Origin of the sequence: Desulfopila aestuarii DSM 18488 (genome assembly GCF_900143695.1) — a bacterium.
Classification (GTDB): Bacteria; Desulfobacterota; Desulfobulbia; order Desulfobulbales; family Desulfocapsaceae; genus Desulfopila; species Desulfopila aestuarii.
In genome coordinates this window covers 68,426-91,781 of the sequence record NZ_FRFE01000013.1, presented here as the reverse complement: position 1 = coordinate 91,781, position 23,356 = coordinate 68,426, and the positions used below count along the sequence as shown (strand labels likewise).

The following is a 23,356-nucleotide window of genomic DNA, read 5'->3' as shown; positions in this document are numbered from 1 at the left end:
GATGCTCGGGCGTCAATATTCTCACGGGTTCTGTTGAGGATGGCAGTCAGCCCTGACTGCCCGAGCGAAGGTCAGAGGAATCGATCGAGTAGCTCGATCGCCAACTGGTAGCAGTGGAGGGCGGCCAGTGATTCTGCCAGGTTGTTGGCTGCCTCAGCACGTGTAGGATCACGGCGGAGCAGATAGCTGTAAAATGTGGCGGCGGCGGTAAAGTTGGCCTGGGCGAACATGGTGTTGGCCAGGCCGAAAACCGCCAAGTCATTGTAGGGATGGCGGGTTAATACGGTTTTGTAGCATTCTTCGGCGAGTTGCGAATTGCCGATGGCCTCAATCCGGCTCACGGCCGAGAGGTAGCGCGCGAGGTCATGATCGGCAGGCAACTCGTTTCCTTTGAGTGCAACCATCGCCCATTGCCCGGCTTTTTCCCATGAATTGAGGAAGGTGTCTCTCTCTATAATAAGCCGTTCAGTGGTGCCGGAGCGGAGGATGAGGCTACCATTTCTCAGTACACCGATCACCACCGCATAGTGGTAAACCGGCCAGATATTCAAGCCAAGATTTTGCAGCACCAGTACCGGCCGACCGGCACGGAGTTCACCGACGATGTCGTCAACTTCAGGTCGGAGCTGGTAAGGAACCCGGTTGAAGCTCCTGATTGAGGCGATCATTTCCAGCTGCAGGGTGCCATGGCGTTTAGGGATATAAAGAGCCGGGGACAGGAGGTCGGGGAGGGTCACTACATCGGAGCTGACCAGAAGCGCGGCAAGGGCAGCCGGTCCACATTGGTACTCCTCCTGGGGAAAGAAGGGGACGGTGTTCAGCTCGATTTCAACCGTCGCCCCGTCAGTCGTTACCGATCTGGGCAGACTGCAACCGGTGAGAAGACTTGCTATACAGAGCAGTACGATCACCAGTACTTTCGCTGGCCGAAAAAAAAATAGATTCCTGTTGACCAGCGTTTTCTCTTTTCGTCTTGTTCTGTTAATACTGACGGGCATCACCTTTGCAAAAATTATATTTTGTTGAAAACGTTGGTGACACCAACAATCTCCAGAATGAGCAGGACCAGAAAAACAGCGCCGACAAGGGCCAGGACACTTCCGCCTGCTGGCAACTCATCCATTTTTCCTTGAAGCTGCTGCAACTCATCGGCGGAAAGGCGTGCCAAGCGCTGTTCGGCGTCAGCAGGATCAACACCAAGACGGATGAGTTCACCACGCACATCATCGCGGGCAATGATGGTCTGCAGTTCATTTCGAGTTTGGTTGGCAGCCGATGACTCAATGAACGTCTGAGTGGAAATGATCTCGGCCTTGGTTGCAGGTAAAAGACCAGAAATGAGGAAAAACTGAAAAAGAACGAAGAACGTGATACATTTTTTCAACTGTGTGTTCATCAATATGCTCCTTGCAGGAAGAATCGGTCGATGTGTGGTCTTAACGGAGATGGTGCCTGTCTGCTGGAGGCAGCGCTGCTTTGGCATGTCGACTACCAGGTGAGAGCGGTGAAAATAGGCCTTTACCCATCGCCGTAGATGTACACCTGGCGAGCCAATGGGGCAACATTTATTTGTTTTCGGTGAAAAAGCTGCGTGCTTCCCGACTATCAGGTACTGTCCAGAGGCAGATAGGTTGGTGCTGTCCTCATAAATGAAGACACGGAGATGTGGAGATAACTATGACACCTGAAATACTACTCGTTTTTGGCATCCTGATCGTTGTTATTGCGGTCCTGGTGACGGAGATCATGCCGTTGGAGGTTCTGGCTCTGCTGGTGCTGGGAGTATTGGCTGTGACAGGACTGGTGAGTCCGACCGAGGCCCTGGCCGGTTTTTCCAATCCGGCGGTGGTGACCATCTGGGCGGTGTTCATCCTCTCCGGCGGACTCACCAGGACCGGTATCGCCAACATCCTTGGCAGGAATCTGCTCCGCGTGGCGGGGACCGGTGAAGTCAGGATACTGCTCATCATCATGACCATTGCCGGGGTATTGTCGGCCTTTATGAACAATGTTGCTGTAGCAGCGCTGATGTTGCCGGTAGTTATGGATATTGCCAGGAAAACCGGAAGGCCGCCGTCACTGTTACTGATGCCCCTGGCTTTTGGCTCCCTGCTCGGCGGTTTGACGACCATGATTGGCACACCGCCCAACATTCTGGTAAGTGAGGCGCTTCGCACCAACGGCCTGACCCCGTTCGGTTTGTTTGACTTTACCCCGGTGGGGCTTGTGGTCATGGTTGTAGGGATGCTGTTTATGGCGTTTGTCGCCCCCCGCCTGCTGCCCAGGCAGGGCGCATTTGCCGAAGGTGCGACTACGGAAAAACAGGTGCTCACTCAGTACCGCATTCAGGAACGGTTGTTTCGAATCCGTATACCTGAAAAGTCTGCTCTCATTGGCCATACCCTGGCATCAAGCCATCTCGGTTCCCGCCTTGGCCTCAATGTGATCGGTATCAATCGAGGTCGACAGACCTCACTCGCTCCTGATATTCATGAAAAAATCAACCAGGGTGATGAGTTGATCGTTGAAGGGCGCCTCGACCGCATTCAGGAGATGAACAACTGGGGCCAGCTGCTTTCTTCAAGTATGCACTCCCATGAGCATATCCTCACAGGTTTCGGGATGGAGGTGGCCGAGATCCAGTTAAGTGGCGACAGTCCCTGGTTGGGCAGGACCCTTTCCGAGCTTGGTTTTCGTAATAAATACGGGCTGAATGTCCTGGAGATTCGCCGTTTCGAACGCAGTATCACCCAGAATGTCAAGTCGCAGCATCTGCGGGCTGGCGATGTGCTGGTGGTGCATGGGCCGGTACACTCCATTGATGACCTGGCGGGGAGCGAGGCCAAGCTGGTGCCGGTCATCCTTGACGCAGTTGATGTGGAAAATGATGACGAGCTCGGCGGGAAGGTGCGGCTTTTCAGTATCCCGAATTCTTCACGTCTTCTGGGAATGACGGTGTCAAACAGTTGTCTGGGCGATGCCCTCGATGTGCAGATCCTGGCAATTATCCGGGAAGACGATACAACGATTGTTCCCTCTTCAGATGTGATATTTGAGCCTGGTGACAGGCTGGTGGTCTGGGGTATGTCTGATTTAGTGGCAATTCTCTTGATGCAGGGGCTGGAGGCGGTGTTTGATCGCAATCAGGAGCAAGTGGCCGATATTTCGATTCTGGAAAACGATCAGGTGGGACTGGTCGAGGTGATTCTCTCACCCTATTCGGTTTTGGGCGGACAGACCCTGCAGGAGCTCAGCTTTCGCGAAAAATTTGGCCTGACCGTGTTGGCGGTGTGGCGAAAAGGGAAGGTGGTGCGAACTGGTCTCAGGGACCTGCAGTTGCAGCTGGGCGATGCCCTCCTGCTGTTTGGGCCGTGGAAGAAACTGACGGTGCTTGGTAAAGAGCCGGATTTTGTGGTGCTCACTGAAAAAGTGCAGGAAGTTGCCCGGGAGGAAAAAGCGGTCACTGCGCTCACTATCATGGGGGCGGTGCTGGTACCGGTCATTTTTGGCTGGGTGCAGATCTATATCGCCGTGGTGATCGGCGCGGCCTGCATGGTATTAACTCGCTGTCTGACCATGGATGAGGCCTATCGCTATATCGAATGGAAGGCGGTGTTTCTCATCGCCGGTATGCTGCCGCTTGGTGTGGCGCTTGATAAGACCGGTGCCGCCTCTATGGTGGCCGAAAGCGTTATTGCTCTGCTTGGTCCAATGGGGCCTTATGGGGTGCTGTTCGGGCTGCTTTCCATCACTTTTCTTGCCACCAGTATTATCCCCACTGCCGCCCTGGTGGTGCTGATGGTGCCTATTGCCCTGAAGACCTCGGCAGGACTTGGCATTTCTCCCTACCCGCTGATGATGGGTATTGCCATGAGCGCCTCGTCAAGTTTTACTTCACCCATATCGCATCCTGCCAATGTCCTAGTCATGGGTCCAGGTGGGTATAGATTCATCGACTATGTGAAAGTTGGTGTTCCGCTTACCCTTGTGATCCTCGTCGTTCTGATGATCGTGATCCCGATTTTCTGGCCCATGACGTGATGAATGGCAGTCTGCGGGTCACATGTCGCCGTTTGGGTGTCTGTTTGGCAATCTGTCTACAAAGCGCCAATCAGCATCTTCAGACCGACACCATAGAGCAGTATTGCAAAGATTTTTTTCAGATTTTTCACCGGTAGGCTGTGGGCGAGGCGTGCGCCGAGGGGTGCTGTGCAGATACTGGCCATCGCTACCCCGCAGAGTCCGGTCAGGTGAATGTAACCAAAGCTTCCTGACGGCAGACCGTTCACCCCGAAGCCGTTGGTAATATATCCGAGGGTACCCGCTATGGCGATGGGCAGACCGATAGCAGCCGAGGTTCCTATGGCTCGGTGTAATGTGACGTTATGGTAAAGCATAAAGGGTACAGACAGGGTGCCGCCACCTATTCCGACCAGGCTGGAGAAAATACCGATAATACCACCGGCACCAAACATACCTGCATTTCCAGGGATTTCCCGTGTGGCTTTGGGCTTCATGTCGAGCAGCATCTGGGTTCCGACAAAGAGCAGAAACAGTGAAAAGAATACTTTCAGAAAGTTGGTGGAGAGCTGGGCGGCAATCCAACTGCCGAAAAAGGTGCCGGCCAGAATGCCAGGCGTTATCCTGGTCACGATTTTCCAGATAACCGCGCCGCGCCGATTATGGGCTCTGAGACTCGAGATTGCGGTGAAGATAATGCTCGCCATTGAGGTTCCGAGAGCCATATGGAGGATATGTTCATGGGGAATTCCTTCAATAGTAAAGGCGAAGGTGAGCATGGGGACAATAACGAGACCGCCGCCTACTCCGAGAAGTCCGGCAAGAATGCCGGCAATGGAACCAAGCAGAAGGAACATCAGGAAAATTGTCATTGTTTTTTGTCTCTTTAAAATGTGGGGAATGTGTCAAGCGATTCTATGGTGTTTTGGTGCTGCAGGTTTTTTTCGACCTGCTCCATGTGCTGGCGCATCATTTCTGCAGCCCTTTCCGGAGAGTGATCCTGTAATGCACCAGCGATTTTCTCATGATGGTTGAGGGAGAGTCTGTTTCGCTCCGGGCTTTGGAGCTCGCGCACCCGACTTTCGGCCAATACCTCATGCAGCGTCTCATACACTTCACCGAGCAGGCTGTTGTCGGCTGCTTGAGCTATGAGACGGTGAAAGTGCTCATCCAGTTCCACCTGATCGCGGCCGTGTTCGACAGCTTTCCGTTGGCGGGATAGTACCTTTTCCAGTTCAGCCAGATCAGCAGCAGTGATGCGTTGGGCAGCAAGAGCGGCTATTTGCGGTTCGAGAATCTTCCGTAACTCGAAAACCTCCTGCAGCCTTTTGCGTCTTCGGGCCGCCCCATCGATTATGCAGGCGAGGGCACCTTCGGAGACATAGGTGCCTGCGCCTCTGCGACTGACGACAACCCCTTTTTCCGTCATAACCTTTATGGCTTCCCGGATTGTGTTGCGCGATACCTTGCATGACTCGGCCAGGTGCCGCTCGGCGGGTAGCCTGTCGCTTGGACGCAGTTCTCCGCTTCGGATCAGGTCCTCGATCATCTGGACTATTTCATCATGGCGATGTATTGACATTGCTCGCTCCGCAAAAGGTGAATTGGTCCAACCAATATCGTATCGGTACTATTTTGTCAAGAGGTGTTAGGTGGTTAAACTGGCGAACAATGCAGGTTTTTGGTGCCGGGAGGGCAGGAAAAGTGGTGCCGGTTGCAGGAGCGCTCTCTGTTACAGCAACCGGCACCGTATGGTGAGTGTGTTCCGCAGCTAATTGTTTTAGCTGAATAAAAAAGAAAAATCAGGACGTCTGTACCACCATTCCCTTGGCGACTTCCAGTTTCTTTTCTTTTCCCATGAGTATCTCAACAAGTTCCAGCGCAAAATCAACGGAGGTGCCGGCGCCGCGACTGGTGACGCAGTTCTGGTCGAAGACGACCTTCATTTCCGAGGCCTGTTCACTGCTGAGGTTGGCAATAAAGAGCGGATGGCAGGTCGCCTTCTTTCCTTCCAACAGGCCATGATGTTTCAATACCAGTGCCGGTGAGGCGCAGATCGCTCCATAGAGCTTGTTGGCCGCATTCTGTTTTTTCAAAATGGTGATGAGTGTCTCGCAGTTTTTCAGGTTCTCCGCACCGGGAATGCCGCCGGGAACTGCCACCAGGTCGTACTCTTCGTTTACACACTCATCAATCAGTTTGTCGGCGTGTATTTTGACGTTGTGAGATGAAGTGATTACCAACTCATGGACCGAGGCGATATCGACGATGGCACCGGCTCGGCGAAACACATCGACGATACTGAGGGCCTCGATCATTTCAATACCGTTTGCAACGGGGACCAGAATTTTTTTCGTCATAGTCTGTCTCTCTTGGTGTAGTTTTTATTACATGTTTTCAACCGTTGAGGCTATCGAAAATGGTTTATGGGTTGCTTATGTGGTTCCTTGCCGGACACCCTGCTGCCGCATCCGTCCCAACAACTCTTCGCTCAGCTGCGTTGCTAAAATGTTCCATTTGGGTGCAACCAGCAGGTCGGGATGGGAGGTTGCCCAGAGCCGGTGGATGACGACCCTGACGGGAATGCGGGGCAGGGCTCGCAAGAGAAAGGCCATATAGTGTTCCAGGGTAAACAATTCCACCTCGCCCCGAGTGTACATCTCATGCAGCGGGGTGTCACGGATAACCTGCAGATGGTGTATCTTCAGTGCGTCGATGCCCATGTCACAGGCGGCAGTGAGGGAGTGCAGCATGTTGTCTTCACTTTCACCGGGGATGCCAAAGATGAGATGCACCCCGGTTTCGAAAGGACCTGCCGTCTTGATGCGTCGTAGAGCATCCTTCACCTCGGCGAAGGTGTGGTTGCGATTGAGCAGTTGTAAACTGTGCTTATGAGCAGTCTGCATGCCAAGCTCAAAGAGGCATTCTTTTTCTGTGGCGCCAATGAGTGGTGATAATTCTTTCAGAAATGGGTCCGGGACATAGTCTGGCCGGGTGGAGATGATGAGACCGAGACAGTCCGGGTCCTCCAATACCATCTGAATTTTGGCAAGTAATTGATCTATTGGTAAAGCGGTACAGGTTTCCTGTTGAAAATAGGCGAGATACCGTTTGAACCTCCCATGCAGAAGGTGTCTTTTGCCGCGTTCCATTTGCTGCAGGACATGGTCGGTGGCCTCAAGATGACCGGCTGTGAAGCTGGCAGGGCGGCAGAATATGCATCCACCCTGTTCCCGGTTTGGGCAGACAACATCGACGTCTATAGGGAGCTTACCGACTGGCTCCCCATATTTTTGACGATAATGGTGGCTGAAGGTGTTAATCAGCGGAGATTCAGGCGGCAGCACCGGCTATTCCGCTTCCAGGTTGATTTCCATGAAATCAAACCACATACCGTACCCTTGGGCGTGATCCAGCTCCAGCCGCACCAGTTCTGTATGGCGCTGTTCGATCTCCAGAAATTTTTCCATAATGGTTCGAATTTCTCCTTCAGTTTTGCTGATTGCCTGTTCGTAGAAGGCGGATGTTTCCTTTTCCATTATGAGAGCGCTGTTGAGCACGGTCTTGATGTCCCCCAGCATCCGTTCGGGGATTCCCGCTTTCATCGACTCGATTTTTTTCTCAACTCTCTCCGGGGCTGGCAGCGGGCTGAAAAGTCTGGAGATATCTATAGAGCCATTATTTTTCTGTTGCTCCAGGCTGTAGTTGAGAAAATCGACGTGGGACTGTTCGTCTTTGGCAAGTGCCTGGAAGATGGCCTTACCACGAGGATCATCAACGGTCGATTCGGCCGTACGATACAGATCACGAATTTTTTCTTCAAATGCCAGGGCTTCTTGGAAAATGGGTGTCGAATCCATTGTTGTTCTCCATAGTTAAGGGGGCTGTGGCCGGTGAGGATATGATAACGGTATTGTTATGATAGCAGCAAGCGCAAGCTTTGTCGACCAGTGCGGGAAAGCTGGGCCAACTGACTCATGCTTGTCATCACATCTCATAACCGGTTGTTTTTTTTCGCAGCAACAGACTGATCATTGTCAATCATCAATTTGACAGGAATGTCACATCTCCTATATCCTATGACAAAGTGATGGTAGTATGATGACCATCGCAGCTATCACCACTTCAACTATACGAGTAAGCATCCTTCTTTGAGGCTGTCGGTAAAATCCTGACTGCTCATTTCTGTCTGGGGTCGACCGCTCAGCAATGAACTGAAGTCTCGCAAGAGAGGAGTCGCTATGTCTGACAAACCGGTGGGGAGTTTTGTGCAGCGGGCTTTTGTGTTCCGCATTCTGCGTCTTACCCTGTTGTTGATTCTGCTCATTGTCATCGGCTATGGCCTGATCGTTACGGTGTATGCTTCCCGGACGATTTTCAAGGTGAAGATGAATTACGCAGTGGTACTGGAGCGGCTTGGCGGCCACCGGGAGGCGGTAACCGAGGTTGGCTGGCATGTTCGCCTCCCCTATTTCACCCGCATCGAGCAGGAAGTGACACTGATGAACCAGACCGTTTTTCTAGGCGATTCTGTCGAACCAATGCGCATTATCACCCGGGAGAATGTAACCCTCTGGGCCTCGGCGCTTCTCACCTTCCGGATCCGGGATCTCAATATCTGGGCGATCGAAAACCAGGAACCCATGGTGCTGCTCCAGGGCGATTATGACGGTCTGGTGAAAGACAAGCTCCAGTCGCAGACCGTTGCCTCGCTCATCAGTGACCGGGAGATGGTGAAAGAAAAAATTTTCAAGTCCCTGAAAGCAAGCCCGATCAATGAAGGCGGTCCAACACTTGAAGAGAAGTACGGAATCGAGGTTATCAGTTTTGTCCTGCGGGAGACCCGGTTTGGCGACAAACTGGTTGAGGCTTCGGAGGAGAAAAAGAAACGAGAACTTATCGCTGAGGCGGAAAACTATGCGGCGGATCAGGAGGCGAGCCGGATCAGAAAACTTTATGCGGCCTATGTCGACGGGGTCAGCCAACTGTTACAGGCGGTGGGGCAGCCGGATGGCAGAACCGATACGGCGCTTCTCCAGTTTCTCGATCAGCAGCGCTGGGCAGCAGCCTATGAAAAGAACCAGACCGGGCAGAACACGGTGGTGATCCAGAATACAGATACGGCGCCGGCCGTGACCCTGCCGCCGTTGTTGCCGGCCAACGCACAGCAAACTCATCCCTAGCTGACTGGTATCCTCATGCCTCGCCGACATACAAGAACCATACGTTACATCTGCCTGCCGGAAAAACGTATCCGGGAAATGGAAGAGATCGTTGCTGCCTGGCCTTTCGAGACCAAGGAGTTCATGCGGGCACGGCTCAACCAGTACCAGCCACCGCTGGCGCTGATCACCTGGCTCAGAGCGTTTATGCGCTGGGTGTGGGGTGCCAGAAGGCGGGAGGACTTCACCATGCTGCGTGATCCCGAGATCATTACCGACTGGCAGAAACGGTTCGAGGTCTCCGGTCAGTCGTCGCCACGAAAGGCCTGGAATGCCATCCTGCAAAAGGAGATCTCGGCAAAGGATAAGTCCTACCTCGTCTCTCTGCTTGACCGGGAGCTCAATGACGTCCATCTGCCGGAAGAGCTCTCGACCATCTTCAACAAGGTTTACCGCGCCCATATACGAAAGGAGTATATCGCCGACCCCGAGGTGCCCCAGGCACCATTAATACTTTTTGTCGGGACGAGTGGCAGCGGCAAATCAGCCACCGCAGTGGCCGCCATTGAGCAAGTGATTTTCAAAAGCGAAGTGCGGCCGGAGGTTGATCTTTTGCTGAAGAAAGACAAAATCATGGCCGGTGTGCCGTTCTGGAAATCCCTCGACGAGGTAGCCCCGGAGCTGGCCCATGAAATCAGGCGCCACAAAGAACTCCGCTTTTATCAACTGCTCTCGCGTACCCCCATGATCCGGTTGTTTCTGAAAAAACGGATCGCCAGAAATTTAAGCGAACTGGAGGAGCAGTCCGTCGCCATCGATTACGCCAAGATCACACCCAATGATTTCCAGACCTCTCTGGCCGGTGAGCCCGGTAACTATCTGAAAAAAGCCTTCGGCAATCCGCTTATTGCCTCTATCCGCCACCTTGAAGAGGCGCACAGCGCCTTTGCCAGAAAAGAGAATACCAGCGGTGGCGGTGGCGGGGTCGAGCGCCAGCAGGGGACTCTGGTCGACACCTCAAACATCATTCTTGATGAGATTATCAACGGTAGCCGGGATTGTCTGCTTATCGCCACCTCGGATCAACCCGAGGTGTTTGACAGCGCTATTTACCGCCGTTTTGCGGAAAAAGGGCTGGTGATCGATGTAGTCGACTACTGGCAGAATAAAAGCAATATGCGGGAGATTGTGCGTATCGAGTTGATGCGTCATAACATCCGGGTTGCGGTGGTGGAAGACCACTTTGACCACCCGTCGCTCCAGTGGCTTACTCCCGAGGAGCTGATGGTTGCGGTGGGCAAGATCTACCGGGTTTTTTCGGAGCGTGCCCTGCATGTGACGCCTTCCTATGTTCGTAAACTGGTGGCGTTCATCTTCAGCATCAAGGGTTCTTTTCAGGCTGAGCACCTTGATGACGGGATGCTGGTGCGAAATGCCTTTGAGATGGTGGCGAAAAACTCTTTTGGCGACCTGTTCAAGAAAGTGGTGAACCGGATTGATCGTAGTGCCATGTGGGATGATTATGTAGGAGATATCAAAAACACCTTTTCCGAGATGGCCAACAACTGCCTGCTCTATAATGTGAACGAAGAAAAGGGAGTGGTGTTGAACGGTCCTCCGGGTTCCGGCAAGACCTTTCTAGTGCGGAGTTGGCTCAGTGAAAATGAGAAGATCCATGATATCAGCGCCAGCCCCTCGACGCTGCATAACCCGATCAACCCTATCGATGGAACAGTGGAGAATCTGGTTAAGGTCTATGATATTGCCAAGATGATCGGACCGGTGGTGGTTTTTTTTGACGAGGGTGATGCGCTGGCGCCACGAAGGTCCGCTACCGGTGGTTCACCCTCCGATCGATTGACCAATACCTTCCTTTCCATTATTGACGGCGAGAAACCGCTGGCCAGGGTGTTTACGGTGCTGACCACCAACCGGCTTGATCTGCTCGACCCGGCCTTGATACGTTCCAAACGTTTGAAGGTGCTGGAGGTGTCTGGGCAGCTTGGGCAGCGGGATATCAGCGGCATCATCGGTGCGGCCCTGCATGGTATTCCGGTGGCATCAGGAGTGAACGCTGAGAAAATCATCGAATCTGCCAAAGGCATATGCAACACTCCGGCCGATTTTACGGCCTTTGTCGAAAAGGCGCTGTCGCTGAGGTCAACCGAACTGACGGTACTCAGGAAGTTTCGCACGATCTCCACTCTCTCCCGTGAAAAGCAGGAAAAATTCCTCAAATTCAACATGAAGACCATCGCCGGAATTCTAGACGCGCTGGGTGATAGTAACAGTCTGCGGCAAGCGCTCCGGGAATCGCCGGCAAGTTTCCTTCTGAAATATGATGAGGTACTGGTTCGTTTCGGTGCCATTCATGGTGACAGCGATTATCCGCTTTGCCTGTCGCATTTGAAGAATTCCCGGTTGGAACTCTCCCAGAGCCCGACCCGTAAAGGCAAGGTTGAACTCGACGATTATCTCGAGACCGAACTCAGCCGGGAACCCCAGAAGGGCTTTATTGTCGGTGTCGGCGCCAACGAGACCGAAGGCGTGTTGCTGCCCATCGCCACCAGTCTTACCTACAGTCTCTCGCCCGAGAAGGTGCTGGTTACCGGGGCGGTTTCCTCATCGGGCGGTCAGGGTGCCCAGATGGAAATGGCCGTACAGATGACCCAGCAGTCGGCTCAGGAAGCGCTGACGCTCGTGAAAAATTATTTCCAGGCCCTGGCTCCGGAAGTGAGTATGGTGAAGCTGTTAGGTGAATTTTTAGGAAAGTATACGATCCATCATCAACTGCTTTCCGCCTCGTACAACGTCGGCGGGCCTTCAGCCGGCTATGCCCTTGCGCTGAACACGCTTTCGGCCATCCTCCATATTCCCATCTACCACGATTTCGGTATTACCGGCGCGCCCTGGACCAAAGGGGTCACCAAGGCTGAGGTGGGAGGTTCGGTAATTATTGGCGGCCAGAAGAAAAAGGCGGAAAAAGTTCTACAATACCTGCGGCGGATGTATATGCCGCGGCAGAACTATAGATCTCTTGAAATCGATTTTCTCATGGGATACTGGACACAGAACAAGGATATCCTGGCGGTCACCTATTTCGGTGAACTGGTGCCGGAAACTATCTGGCTGAACGATGAATACGAGGAGATGCTACTGGAGTTGATTGATCTCCGTATCAAATACAAGATCAAGAAATATCAGCATAATGAGCGTGACGAAGCAGCCAAGGAGCGGATAATCCGCCTGAGATCGATTCTCCGGCAGCAGGCTGAGACGGAGATCGTCAGAAAACTTGCCGCTATCCGGAGCTATATCAGTAACCCCGATAACGACCCTTTCACATCCATCGATGTCATATACCAGCGGCAGAAAAATAGGCCGGTGAAACAGGTACTCGGTTTGTTCGAATCGCTTAAAGAGCGGTTGTTGGGTTAGGAGGTGGAGATGGAATCGCCAGGCAGAGAATCGGTTTCACGACGCGTACTTGTTTACGAGGGTGTAGCATTCTTGAGTATCATCCTTTTTATCTGGCTCGATGAGCTGCTTGATTTACCACGGATATTTTTTGGAGCGGAGGCAACGCCCATTAACTGGCGGGAGTCTCTTGTGGAGAGTGTGGTGATTGCCATCGTCGGGATAGTGATCGTCTATTATACCCACAGGATTTTTGAACGGATGAAATATCTCGAAGGCATTCTGCCAGTCTGTGCTTCATGCAAGAAAATACGTGATCAAGAGAATAAATGGCATCAAATCGAGTCCTACATCCGGGATCGAACCGACGCCGATTTCAGTCATTCCATCTGTCCTGAATGTGCAGCTCGACTCTATCCGGGACTAGATCTGTTCCCAGAGAAAAAGAAAACCAAAGGAGAATCTGGGTAAACGCTGGGGTTACTGAAAGACCGGGCACCAGTCTTCGGAGACAAATTCGATTTTCTTTTCCGCAATAAGGCGAAGGCAGGCATCGACGCTTGGCGCGTGATAGCGGCTTTCCCGCCCCTCCTGGATTTCTTCAATTGCTCTTTCTACACCAAGTGCCGGGCGGTAGGGACGATGTGAAGACATCGCCTCAACCACATCGGCCACTGCCAGGATCTTAGCCTCCAGCAGGATATCCGTTTCGGTGAGGCCGAGTGGGTAGCCGCTGCCGTCCAGATGTTCATGGTGCTGGTGAACTATATCGGCCACCGGCCAGGGAAAATGGATTGTTTTCAAAATTTCGTACCCGACTGCAGGATGGCATTTAATGATCGCGCGTTCCTCTCTGGTCAAGAGGGTGGGTTTTGTGAGGTATTCGGAAGGCAGGGTGATCTTGCCGATATCGTGGAGGAGAGCAGCTATATGGAGCCCTTCTATTCTCTCTTCGGATAGGCCAAGTTCCTTTGCAATGGCGCAGGCCAGCCGGTCAACCCGCTGCTGATGGCCGGCGGTATAGGGGTCGCGCTTTTCAGCGGTGGAGGCAAGTGAGGCAACCGTCTCCTCGAGACTGGAATGCAGTTCGTCTCTGCTTTTTTTGAGCGCTTCCATCGCGATTTTGCGCTCGGTGATATCCCGGGCGATACCACGGTAGCCCAGCAGCCTTTCAGTGCCGTTGAAAATGGGCACAGCGTTGTTTTCCAGCACCACCACCTGGCCGCTTTTTCCCAGACAGGTGCATTCAAAACCGCTGTAGGGCTTTTCTGCCGCTAGTAACGCTTCGAATTCGTTCTTTAATGTTTCACGGGTACGAGGCGAGGCAAGATCCATCATGGTTTTCCCCAACACCTCCTCCGGCGTATAGCCCAGCAGGTTCCTGAGTCTCGGGCTGGAGTAGGTGTATCTGCCGCCCATATCCGTTTCCCAGATCCAGTCGCTGGTGGTTTCCAGCAGATTTCGAAACCGTTCGTTACTCTGGGCAAGTGATGTCATCAAACCTTCCCGTTCGCGGAAAATTGTCATCCGTTCCCGGTCGGCCAGCATCGACTGGCGGATGGAATAGAGCGCGAGCAGCGAGACGATAAAGAGGATAAAGGTGGAGATGGCAGTCAGCTTGTTACGTATCGCTGCGATCTCGGCGTAAACGTCATTGATGTATATGCCCGTGCCGATGATCCATCCCCATGCTGGAAAACCTTTGATATATGAGGTTTTGGGAGCGATTTTTACCGGGTTGTCTTTCCACTGCCACATATAATCGACATAACCCGCGCCCTGCTGTTTGACCACCTCGACAAATTCCTTGAACAGATATTTCCCATTAGGGTCACGGAAACCGGAGACATCCGTTCCCACCAGATCAGTTCGATAGGGATGCATGATCAGGTTGGGATGCATGTCATTGATCCAGAAATAGTCTTTCTTTTCTACTCCGTAGCGCAATGTCCTGATACGCAGGATTGCTCGTTTCTGTGCTTCTTCCCGTGAGAGTTCTCCAAGGACTTCCCTCTCATGGTACGATTCGAGCAGGCTCCAGACCGTTTCCGTCAGTTCTTTGATGGTCTCTTGCTTTCTGCTCATAAAGCTCTGTTCGAGTTCTGGCAGCAGGATAAAAAAGATGGCAACAATAAACAGGAAGATAGTGAGCAGCGCAGGAAGGGCAATACGCAGGGAAACAGAGGTGGAAAGCTTCTTGAGGTGTTTCTCGGGCATGGCGTTCCCTCATTCCGGAGTCGAGCGCACCGGTGGAATCGCACCCACTGCCGCTGATTGTCGTCGGGGGCGGATTGCCGGATGTGCAGGGAGTTACCTTATTTATCTTATCGCAAAATCGGGGCGATAGTAAAGGGTGACTCCCTGCAGAAAACAGCAGGACCATTTAATGAGGGTTGACCTGGATCAGCTTCTACTGAGTTCTTCGGTAATGCCAACTGCCAAGGCAAAGACAATGTCCAGGGCGAAGTGGTCGGGGAGTGTTTTGTCAAAAAGAAGTTTTGCTTCGGCAGGGAATTCGTCGTCGCCGGCCCAGTAGAGAACGGCTACAGGGATGCGGGACGTTATGGAAAACACAGCTGCGGCGTCAGCCATCGCCAGAGGCGAGCCGTTGTAATCGCGGCAGAGTTGATGAAAACGATCACAGGAATTCTCAACTTTTTCGGTGATCAGTTGGGTTGGAATGGCATGGGGGCCGCGAAAAAAAGTGGCACCTCCAGCCATATCCTTTTCGGAAATCCACTGGCCAGCAGGCTGGATATCCTTGGCGGAAAGCAGATAATGGACCGCAAAAAGACTGAAATATTCATGCAACACCGATGAGCCTGCCTGCCACTCAACCTCTGCTCTCCCCGGATAAATTGCGCAGGAACCGGTCCAGACAGGCAGGGTGTAGCAGTTTTTTCCCGAATCGAAGGTGCAATGGGTACGGGAAATGACTTCGTTGGGATCAAGTTCGGAAAGGGCTGTGAAGTGGCGTTTATCGATCAGTTCAACCATCTGACTCTCCTTTGTTATCCTGCACCAGCCGTTTGCCGAGGCTGACAACGTTGTCAATGTGGTAACCAAGTGTTTGGTAAAATTCAATGACAGTTTGGTTTGATGTGCGGACTTGCAGGTTGATTTTGGGAGCACCCTTTGCCGTAAGCATTTGCTCAATAGCATGGACAATTGCCTGACCATAGCCTTGCCGTCGTAGTTCGGGTGCGACGGCAAGATAGTTCAACCAGCCGCGATGGCCTTCATAGCCACCCATGACAGTGGCGACAATTCTGCCGTCTTTTTCGCCGACCAGAAAGAGGTCCGCGTCGACCAGCAGTTTTCTCTCGATGTCCCGCAGGGGATCGTTGGTGGCAGTGGTCAGGCCGCATGCCTGCCAGAGCTGTATGACCGCCGCGGTATCATCTGTTTGAAAGGTTCTGATCTTCATGTTTATGTTGTATTTGTTAAAATGGATTGGATAACAGGTCACGTGTCGTTTGTAGAGTAGGTGATGGGAAAATATCTGTCCAGCGATAAGTGGATTCCTGACCGCAACTGGTCTGTATCTCAGGTCGGTAGACTCCATTTCCTGGGAGTTTGTTGATCTTTATGGCCTTTCGTTGTTAATGAGTTGTTCCTTTGTATGTTTCTGATTGTGCATAAAAAATTGTAAATAATTTCGAGCACGCTTAGCACGAATTTTAACATAATATAACCTTTTCCTAACCTTGCAGTGTTTGTATCTCTATTGTTGTGACTGTGCTGTATATTATTGAATACTCATTTATTAGGAGAAGGAAAATGAAGAAAAAGTTGTCTCTCATTGCTCTGGCTGGGCTGTCGTGTGTAGTAACCAATGTCATGGCTGACGATGATCGTCTGCTCTCACTGAAGGACCCTATGGCACCGTTTCTCGAGACCCGGGAATATGCAAAACAGATGGGTGCAAGCGCCGAATTCAGGAAAATGGAAGGCGTGGCCTATGACGAAAAGAACAATAAACTGTATATCGCCATGAGCTCTATCGATAAGACCATGAGCGATGGTGAAGGGGATATTAAGCTTGAGGAAAACAAATGCGGTATTGTCTATGAAGCTGCTCTTGATGCCAACCAGAATATCAGCAACCTGAAACCTCTCATTGTTGGCGGCGGCTATGATAAATCGGTGAAGTCGACTGTTTCCTCTGGTTTCAAGGACAGATGCGATGTCAATAATGTGGCAAACCCGGACGGTCTCTATGTGGATCATCATGGCAATCTATGGATTTCTGAAGATACCAGCGATCACACCAACAACATGTTGTGGCGCTGGGATGGCCAGAAACTTGAGCGGTTTGCCACGGTACCGACCGGTGCGGAGATAACCGGCATTACCGTTACGCCCAACGATGAGGTACTGTTCAATGTCCAGCATCCTTCGGCGATGAGCAGGTTTCCCTATAACAGGGGTGTGATCGGAATTGTCAATGGTTTCAAGGCGGGCGACTCCTTTACTCCTGTCGGTGTTCCGACTGGAGATGATGTGTATGATGTCAAAGTTGCTTCGGGCAACTATCAGGTTCTGGCTCGGGTTGGTGCAGAGATCCCGGGTGATATCCGGGGCCAGAAGTTTGGCCAGGTCAACCGTCTCGATGGTTCTTTAAAGGAAATGTGCAATCAGCCGGACGGTAATATGTTCGTGCCGATTACCAGTTCCAGCGATGAAGCTTATCTGTTCACTAACTTCGAATGCCGGCCGGGTAACACCGCCAAGATGTATCTGAAAAAGAACGGCGAGAGCTGGTCTGTGCTGGACGGCGAAAATATTAACTATGATGGTGTTCATGGTACCTGGAACAACTGTAACGCCAGTGTAACACCCTGGAATACCGGTTTGACCAGTGAGGAATACGAGCCGCTGGCCAACAAAGCCGGTTGGAAGGAAAACGTTGTCGACATGACTGACTATCTGGGCGCCCAGGCTAATCCTTATGATTACGGCTTTCCGGTTGAGCTTATCCCTGATACCCGCGGCGAGTCTGTGACAACCCAAGTGGTAAAGCATTACGCCATGGGTCGGCTCAGCTATGAGATGAGCCGGGTTATGAAGGATCACAAGACGGTGTACAGCGGCGATGACGGAACCGGTGTTATTCTCTCAAAATTTGTTGCCGACAAGGAAGGTGACCTGAGCGCGGGAACAATCTACGCCGCCAAGGTAGCCCAGCAACCGGATCAGAGTTTCAACCTGGAATGGCTGGAACTCGCTCGTGGAAACAGTGGCGATGTCTATGATGCCATCCGCAAGGTGGAACTGAAGTAACCGTTCGAAGTAATGAACGAGTCTGAACAAAAGCCCGGGTTTTCCCGGGCTTTTGTCGTTTTACGGGGGTGACATGTCCAAAGCAAGAATGGCGCTGGTGATGTCGTCAATATCTTTTGCCGAAAGGATGCCGCCACGGCCACTGTCCCATCCCTTCATCAGGCTGCCGGGGACCCCGGTTTTCATAACAGATTTGATAAAAATATCTGGGCGTATACCGAGTTGTTTGGTTCTGAGAGGCGGGGCGACATACCCTTCCCCCTTCGGGCCATGGCAGATGGAACAGTTGCGTCTGAACAACAGGGAACCTTCAGCGGCATCACCTTTCACTTGCTGAAATCGGGTCAGCCTGATCGGGATAAACTCAGAGGGATCAATTGCAGGCGGGGTCATCAGTATATCCGCTATTGCAGGTGGTTCACCTCGTTCTTCCCAGGTGGAGATGTAGGTAACAATCTCCCTGATTTCAGTTCCTTTCAATGGCCCTCCCAGCATTCGACTAAAGGCTCGCATCTGGGTAGAGGTCTTTCCTTCGGTGATAAAACGGAGCACGAGTTCTTTGCTGATGCCTCTACCCATCCGGGCCTGTTCGTAGGAGAGGTGGCAGCGAAAGCAGTTTCGGGTATAGAGGAAGCCTCCGGCTGCAACCGGGTTGGTGGCGATGAGGTGGGCAAGGGGAGGGCTGAGCTGTTCCTCGTTGGGGACAGTATCGCTGGTGGTTTGATTTTTCTCTGCTGCTGTCACCTTTGGCGGTGGTGCTGCAACTGTATGAACCGATTGCGGAGGCAGGGCTGGGAGTTGTGGTTCGTCGCCCAATTCCTCCCATTTTTGCATGTAAGCCGCCAGGGCGGCAAGCTCATTGCTGCCCAAGGAGCCACCTCTGCTGCGGGCCCAGGCGATTTTGCAGCCTTGTTCACCGATGGCCGCGATGAGTTCGTTGCTGTCATTATATATTTCGGCAAGCCTGGAACTGGCATACTTGTCGTGACATTCAAGACAGTTTCGTGCGTAGAGCCAGGCACCAAGTGGCACCGATTCTGCCAATACCCCGTCATAGGTTCGACAGTACACGCTTTCGGCAATACAGAAAAAAACGGAGGCTAGGAGCAGGGTTACAGACAGAAGGCAGCTCGAGCCTTTTTGTTTATTGCCGGAGAGTTTACTGAAGCAGATATGTCGAAACATCGCGCAACTCCTTGATCGTCAGGATGGCTCCACAGGGACTGGTCTTAGCCTGCTCAGCATACTCTTTTTTGATCGTTGCCTCGGGGATCAGGACCGACTCATGGATATAGTTTTCCGGCTCAGATGACTCGGATTTGTCAGAAGCCGGTAGTGCGATATTGCTGAGATCCGGGCCTGCTGCAGGAGCCGTATTGATGTCGTGAAATGTGTGACAACCGGCGCAGGAACGGATAAACACTTCGCGACCACGGGACAAAATTTTCGGATCGTGTGGCTGGATTTCTTCGAGATCCAGCGGTTCAAGTGTTATGCGGCCAAGGGCGCTATCCTCATAATTTTGGATGAACAACGCGATAGCTTGAATCTGGTCTGATCTGAGGGGGCCACCGTAACGATCGAGCCAGGCCGGCATCACCGCCGTCGAACCGTTGCCGGCATAGATCGGGCGGGTACCCATTAACCGACCGTGCTCGAGAGTGGCAAAGATATAGGCTTCAAGCGTCGACGGCCAGCCGACCTCCGGGAGCCTGGCTGTGAAAAACGTTATATTGGCCAGGGGTGGGCCGAGTTGACCAACTCCTTCACCCCTGCTCCCGTGGCAACTGCGGCAATGATCATGATAGAGGGATGCACCACGTTCAATGCCATTCCCTTTCGCTTCTGCTCGTGCCCGTTGTAGCCGGGAGGGTTCTGTCGCGATAATAACTACAAGAAGTGTAGTGAAGATGACTGCTGCACCGGCTACTGCCGCAAAGAGTCGATCAGCGTTCATGGCTGGATGTTTCGGTCGGAGATATACGTGGTTGCTTCCGGTGTAAGTACAACTGTTTTTCGAGACTTGTCGGTGTGTTTAAGTTGGGGCCGGCTTGTCGATGAATCCGTAGGGTGATCCGTTTCAGATCAGCCTGCCAGTCCTCAATCATGAGAATGCCCTGTATGTTGCCGTCTATGGCAGTGTCAGGCAATTCGCGGAGGGCAACGCTGAAATCATTAAGCAACGTTTGTAACTGGCTGGGTAGTTCCGCATAGGATTGGTTGGTTGAGTAGATACCCTGGGGAAGGTTGTCAAAACCGATAGCGTGAAATCTGCTTGTGGACTCCTCAGGCATAAAGGACAGGAGGATGACGGCTGCTGGGTTGAGAGTGACCCCAAATCGGGGTAGGCCCAGGACTGTGAGACCGATTAGCGTCATGCTGCAGATGACGAAAATGATCTTTCTGTAAAAAGGATTGAACTGTTTGGCGGTGTTGGATGGAAAATAGGGAAACAATGTAAACAGTAACAAACCCGTAAGCGGAAGGCAGATACCTATGACAAAGCTGTCTCCGAGTTTGAGTGCTCCCTGGAGCCAGAGGAAAAACCATGGTGCCTTGGTTTGACCCGGGGTATGGAGGGGATCGGCATGGTGCTGCAGCGGTGCATTGTAGAACCAGGTTGCGACCACCGTCAAGAAGATCAGGCAAACCAGGCTGAGAAAAAGTTCAGCCAGCGGTATTTGTGGGAAGAATGTTTGCCTTTCCAGGTTTTTGGCGTCGCAAGATGTGCGGTCATCGCTACCGGGACCTTGGACAAAAGAGATACCATGCAGCCTGATGACCCGATAATAATGGATAGCAAGCAGCAATAGGAAAATGGTTGGCAGGGCAATGATATGCAGCAGATAAAAACGCAAGAGGCCTTCCGCACCGAAGCTTGATCCACCGCGCAGGATGGTGGTGAGTGTCTGGCCGATAAACGGAATGGTGTCGGCAATAGAAGTCCCGATGGTCACCGCCCAGTAAGCCAACTGGTCCCAGGGGAGGAGGTAACCGCTGAAGGCGAGTGCTAATGTCAACAACCAGAGACCGATTCCGGTGACCCAGGTCATTCGGCGTTGTTGTTGATATGCACCGGCAATATATACCCGTAGCAGGTGCAGGGTTACGACAACGATCATTGCTTCCCCGCCCAGTCTGTGCAGGTCGCGGATGAGCCAGCCAAAGGGGATTTCCGTGATCAGCCTTCCTATTGAACTGTAAGCTTCACCCGGTGTCGGCACATAATACACCATCAGGATCAAGCCGGTAATGGATTCGAGGACAAAAAAGAAAACTGAGAAAAAGCCAAGCAGCCAGGTGGCCCGGCAGTAGATAGACAGGGAGGGATAATACTTCGGCCGCAAATGCAGCAAAAAACTTGTTCGGGAGTGACTTGCCCCTTTAACCTTCAATACTGTTGTTGCTGGTACATCATTTGGTAACGTTGATGGGAGAGTCATGGGAAAGAATACGAAAAGCTGAAATATGGGGCTAAGGCGAGACGATCTTTTGTCCGGTGTCTACCTGAACCAGAATTGGTAAAGCCGTCGGAGTGTCGATGCCTGGATTTGATTGAGCATTTTCCTTAAAGAGCAGATCTGCAACCCGGACTGCCATTGCTTTGGTGTTGCTATCGCGTACTATCGTTCCGTCGACCTGGACAAGCCGGACCGGGAAACGATCAAGGTTGCGTTGGGCCGGTCCCCTCAGCACCTGTCCGTCAAGGTTGAATGTTGAGCCGTGACATGGGCAGATAAACAATTGTTGCTCGGAGTCCCAGCCAAAGAAACATTCCAGATGTGTGCAGGAGCTATGGAGGGCCAAGATACCTTTGTCAGTATGGATGAGCCAGAAACGACCATGGGGTATCTGTTTTGGAGGGCTTCCTGGAGCAGGTAGCTGCGTCAATGGACCGACATCGACGATGCCACCATAGCTGTTTACCGGTTTTGGCGGGAGGATAAACGACATCGCCATCCGGCCAAGAGAACCCAGAAGGGTTGCAACAGCAAGCGCCAGGATGCCGATGATGGTATGGCGGCGGTTGATGGGGGGGACGGGTGGCCTGGTCGCAGATGATTCCACGTCTTGTGTTTGGGGATGTGGTTTTATACGTGTCATCGTCATCATATACACTGTTTCGCGTTAGAATTATGTTACAAGTGTGTGAGAAAATGATACTTCACTTGAGAGGTGAAGTGGGTGTTCGATATCTATAGTGAATGCATGGATTTCTTCCCAGGATTGCAGGTTTACGAAGTATAGGTTGGAAATGGAGCTATTGTTTTGTTATTGCAGAGTGTTAGCTGATGTTTTTTACATATTTGTGAGTAATTTTACATTGTGAAAAACAGTGTTGTACTGAAAGATTTCCTATGTTAATAAAAAGTTATTGTTTAATCTGGGTTTCCAGCTATTCAAACAGTGACAAGGGGGTGTGTCATGCGAGGTGATCAAGAACCTGTACTGCTTGTATGCCCGAAATGCCGTGAAACAGTTATTGTCTACCTTCCCATCGAAGAGTTTCCCCGGTGTCAGAATCCTGAGTGCGAAGGAGTGAAAATGATACTGGAAGAGCTGCTCGATGAGGGAAAGTCCTACTGAGACAAACCGTGCTGTAAGAGGGGTCGTGGTGGACCCGTTTTTTTTATCCGAAAAGCATGAACAAGAGGAGAAGAGCATGAAAAAGATGAAAAAGTTGTTGGCAGCTGTGTTGGCTGTCATGGTTGTTACCGCCGGCGTAGCTGTTGCCGGTACTCTTGATGAGATTGCCAAGCGCGGTAAGTTGAGAGTTGGTATGGAGCCTGCTTATATGCCGTTTGAGCTTACCAACCAGAAAGGTGAGATTATCGGCTTTGACGTGGATATGGCCAAGCGTATGGCCAAGGCCATGGGTGTTGAGCTTGAGCTGGTTTCCACCGCCTGGGACGGTATTATCCCTGCGCTTCTCACCGACAAGTTTGATGTCATTATGTCCGGTATGACGCTTACCCAGGAGCGGAACATGTCCATCAACTTTGCCAGTCCCTATATCGAGATTGGTCAGACTGTTCTGGTCAGCAATAAAATTGCCGGCGAAGTCAAGTCCTATAAAGACCTCAATGATCCGAAGTATACCGTCGCCTCCAAGCTGGGTACCACCGGTGAGCAGGCTACCAAACGCTTGATTCCCAACGCCAAGTATATCAGTTTTGAGACCGAGCAAGAGGGTGTCATGGAAGTTGTCAACGGTAAGATCGATGCCTTTGTCTATGATAAACCATACAATGTCGTGGCCGTTGGCCAACGTGGCGAAGGGAAAGTTACCCATCTTGAAGAACCCTTCACTTTCGAGCCACTCGCTTGGGGTATCCGTAAAGGCGACCCTGATTTTCTGAACTGGTTGAACAACTTTATGTATCAGGTCAAAAACGACGGTACCTACGACAAGATTTACCAGAAGTGGTTCCAGGATGATGCCTGGCTTAAAGAAATCCAGTAATTAAGGGATA

The 23,356-nt window shown here is 51.9% G+C and carries 22 protein-coding genes; 8 read left to right on the top strand and 14 right to left on the bottom strand.

All coding sequences use genetic code 11. The annotated features are described in order from the left end of the window. Window positions 1–71: 71 nt before the first annotated feature. Window positions 72–998, bottom strand: a complete 927-nt coding sequence (locus tag BUF15_RS13790; RefSeq protein WP_073614098.1) for a PA2778 family cysteine peptidase — start codon at window positions 996–998, stop codon at window positions 72–74. A gap of 14 nt (window positions 999–1,012) precedes the next feature. After that, window positions 1,013–1,396, bottom strand: coding sequence for a PA2779 family protein (locus tag BUF15_RS13785; RefSeq protein WP_073614096.1), 384 nt, complete (start codon window positions 1,394–1,396; stop codon window positions 1,013–1,015). Between the two features lie 281 nt (window positions 1,397–1,677). Between BUF15_RS13785 and BUF15_RS13780 the strand changes: the two genes are divergently transcribed. Beyond that, window positions 1,678–4,041, top strand: a complete 2,364-nt coding sequence (locus BUF15_RS13780; RefSeq protein WP_073614094.1) for an SLC13 family permease — start codon at window positions 1,678–1,680, stop codon at window positions 4,039–4,041. A gap of 56 nt (window positions 4,042–4,097) precedes the next feature. Here the strand turns inward: BUF15_RS13780 and BUF15_RS13775 are convergent, their stop codons facing one another. The 5 genes from BUF15_RS13775 to BUF15_RS13755 form a co-directional block, all read right to left on the bottom strand. Continuing rightward, window positions 4,098–4,892: a sulfite exporter TauE/SafE family protein gene (locus BUF15_RS13775; protein ID WP_073614092.1), complete on the bottom strand. Its 795-nt coding sequence runs from the start codon at window positions 4,890–4,892 to the stop codon at window positions 4,098–4,100. A gap of 14 nt (window positions 4,893–4,906) precedes the next feature. Then, window positions 4,907–5,602: a FadR/GntR family transcriptional regulator gene (locus tag BUF15_RS13770; RefSeq protein ID WP_073614090.1), complete on the bottom strand. Its 696-nt coding sequence runs from the start codon at window positions 5,600–5,602 to the stop codon at window positions 4,907–4,909. 220 nt (window positions 5,603–5,822) lie between these two features. Continuing rightward, the gene (locus BUF15_RS13765; RefSeq protein WP_073614088.1) at window positions 5,823–6,380 is read right to left on the bottom strand and encodes a DJ-1 family glyoxalase III; all 558 of its coding nucleotides are present in this window, start codon (window positions 6,378–6,380) and stop codon (window positions 5,823–5,825) included. Between the two features lie 75 nt (window positions 6,381–6,455). Further along, window positions 6,456–7,367, bottom strand: coding sequence for a tRNA modification radical SAM protein MnmL/YtqA (locus tag BUF15_RS13760; protein WP_073614086.1), 912 nt, complete (start codon window positions 7,365–7,367; stop codon window positions 6,456–6,458). Window positions 7,368–7,370: 3 nt separating this feature from the next. Further along, the gene (locus tag BUF15_RS13755) at window positions 7,371–7,880 is read right to left on the bottom strand and encodes a ferritin family protein (RefSeq protein WP_073614084.1); all 510 of its coding nucleotides are present in this window, start codon (window positions 7,878–7,880) and stop codon (window positions 7,371–7,373) included. A gap of 381 nt (window positions 7,881–8,261) precedes the next feature. Between BUF15_RS13755 and BUF15_RS13750 the strand changes: the two genes are divergently transcribed. The 3 genes from BUF15_RS13750 to BUF15_RS13740 are packed head-to-tail and all read left to right on the top strand — an operon-like array spanning window position 8,262 to window position 13,070. Next, window positions 8,262–9,203: an SPFH domain-containing protein gene (locus BUF15_RS13750; RefSeq protein WP_073614082.1), complete on the top strand. Its 942-nt coding sequence runs from the start codon at window positions 8,262–8,264 to the stop codon at window positions 9,201–9,203. A 15-nt stretch (window positions 9,204–9,218) separates the two neighbouring features. Continuing rightward, the gene (locus BUF15_RS13745; protein WP_073614081.1) at window positions 9,219–12,620 is read left to right on the top strand and encodes an AAA family ATPase; all 3,402 of its coding nucleotides are present in this window, start codon (window positions 9,219–9,221) and stop codon (window positions 12,618–12,620) included. A 9-nt stretch (window positions 12,621–12,629) separates the two neighbouring features. Next, complete coding sequence (locus BUF15_RS13740; protein ID WP_073614080.1) at window positions 12,630–13,070, top strand: hypothetical protein; 441 nt, start codon at window positions 12,630–12,632, stop codon at window positions 13,068–13,070. Between the two features lie 9 nt (window positions 13,071–13,079). Here the strand turns inward: BUF15_RS13740 and BUF15_RS13735 are convergent, their stop codons facing one another. Beyond that, on the bottom strand, window positions 13,080–14,816 hold the full coding sequence (locus BUF15_RS13735; protein WP_073614079.1) for a cache domain-containing protein: 1,737 nt from the start codon (window positions 14,814–14,816) through the stop codon (window positions 13,080–13,082). On the opposite strand from BUF15_RS13735, the gene BUF15_RS28085 reads away from it, so the two are divergent. Continuing rightward, the gene (locus BUF15_RS28085) at window positions 14,815–14,946 is read left to right on the top strand and encodes a hypothetical protein (RefSeq protein WP_268753188.1); all 132 of its coding nucleotides are present in this window, start codon (window positions 14,815–14,817) and stop codon (window positions 14,944–14,946) included. The genes BUF15_RS13735 and BUF15_RS28085 overlap by 2 nt on opposite strands. A gap of 56 nt (window positions 14,947–15,002) precedes the next feature. Here the strand turns inward: BUF15_RS28085 and BUF15_RS13730 are convergent, their stop codons facing one another. Together BUF15_RS13730 and BUF15_RS13725 are read right to left on the bottom strand one after the other, a co-directional pair. Beyond that, the gene (locus tag BUF15_RS13730; protein ID WP_073614078.1) at window positions 15,003–15,596 is read right to left on the bottom strand and encodes a DUF3786 domain-containing protein; all 594 of its coding nucleotides are present in this window, start codon (window positions 15,594–15,596) and stop codon (window positions 15,003–15,005) included. Next, on the bottom strand, window positions 15,589–16,026 hold the full coding sequence (locus tag BUF15_RS13725) for a GNAT family acetyltransferase (RefSeq protein ID WP_073614184.1): 438 nt from the start codon (window positions 16,024–16,026) through the stop codon (window positions 15,589–15,591). Before BUF15_RS13725 ends, BUF15_RS13730 begins: the two co-directional genes overlap by 8 nt. Before the next feature lie 353 nt (window positions 16,027–16,379). Between BUF15_RS13725 and BUF15_RS13720 the strand changes: the two genes are divergently transcribed. Continuing rightward, window positions 16,380–17,882: an alkaline phosphatase PhoX gene (locus BUF15_RS13720; protein ID WP_073614077.1), complete on the top strand. Its 1,503-nt coding sequence runs from the start codon at window positions 16,380–16,382 to the stop codon at window positions 17,880–17,882. A 60-nt stretch (window positions 17,883–17,942) separates the two neighbouring features. Here the strand turns inward: BUF15_RS13720 and BUF15_RS13715 are convergent, their stop codons facing one another. From BUF15_RS13715 to BUF15_RS13700, 4 genes are read right to left on the bottom strand one after another with little or no spacing between them, the layout of a single operon-like run. Then, window positions 17,943–19,067 (bottom strand): c-type cytochrome, encoded by a 1,125-nt coding sequence (locus BUF15_RS13715; RefSeq protein WP_073614076.1) that lies wholly within the window; start codon window positions 19,065–19,067, stop codon window positions 17,943–17,945. Then, window positions 19,042–19,839 carry a cytochrome c gene (locus tag BUF15_RS13710; RefSeq protein WP_073614075.1) on the bottom strand — a complete coding sequence of 266 codons (798 nt, stop codon included), beginning with the start codon at window positions 19,837–19,839 and terminating at the stop codon, window positions 19,042–19,044. Before BUF15_RS13710 ends, BUF15_RS13715 begins: the two co-directional genes overlap by 26 nt. Next, window positions 19,829–21,325, bottom strand: coding sequence for a cytochrome b (locus BUF15_RS13705; protein WP_084553985.1), 1,497 nt, complete (start codon window positions 21,323–21,325; stop codon window positions 19,829–19,831). The genes BUF15_RS13710 and BUF15_RS13705 overlap by 11 nt, the downstream gene beginning before the upstream one ends. Window positions 21,326–21,356: 31 nt before the next feature. After that, complete coding sequence (locus tag BUF15_RS13700; protein WP_159441300.1) at window positions 21,357–21,986, bottom strand: QcrA and Rieske domain-containing protein; 630 nt, start codon at window positions 21,984–21,986, stop codon at window positions 21,357–21,359. Between the two features lie 321 nt (window positions 21,987–22,307). Here BUF15_RS13700 and BUF15_RS27405 point away from each other — a divergent pair, with 321 nt between their 5' ends. Continuing rightward, a complete protein-coding gene (locus tag BUF15_RS27405; RefSeq protein WP_200802387.1) occupies window positions 22,308–22,469 on the top strand; it encodes a hypothetical protein in 162 nt (53 codons plus the stop codon). A gap of 76 nt (window positions 22,470–22,545) precedes the next feature. Beyond that, on the top strand, window positions 22,546–23,346 hold the full coding sequence (locus tag BUF15_RS13695; RefSeq protein ID WP_234981178.1) for a transporter substrate-binding domain-containing protein: 801 nt from the start codon (window positions 22,546–22,548) through the stop codon (window positions 23,344–23,346). The last annotated feature ends 10 nt before the right edge of the window (window positions 23,347–23,356 follow it).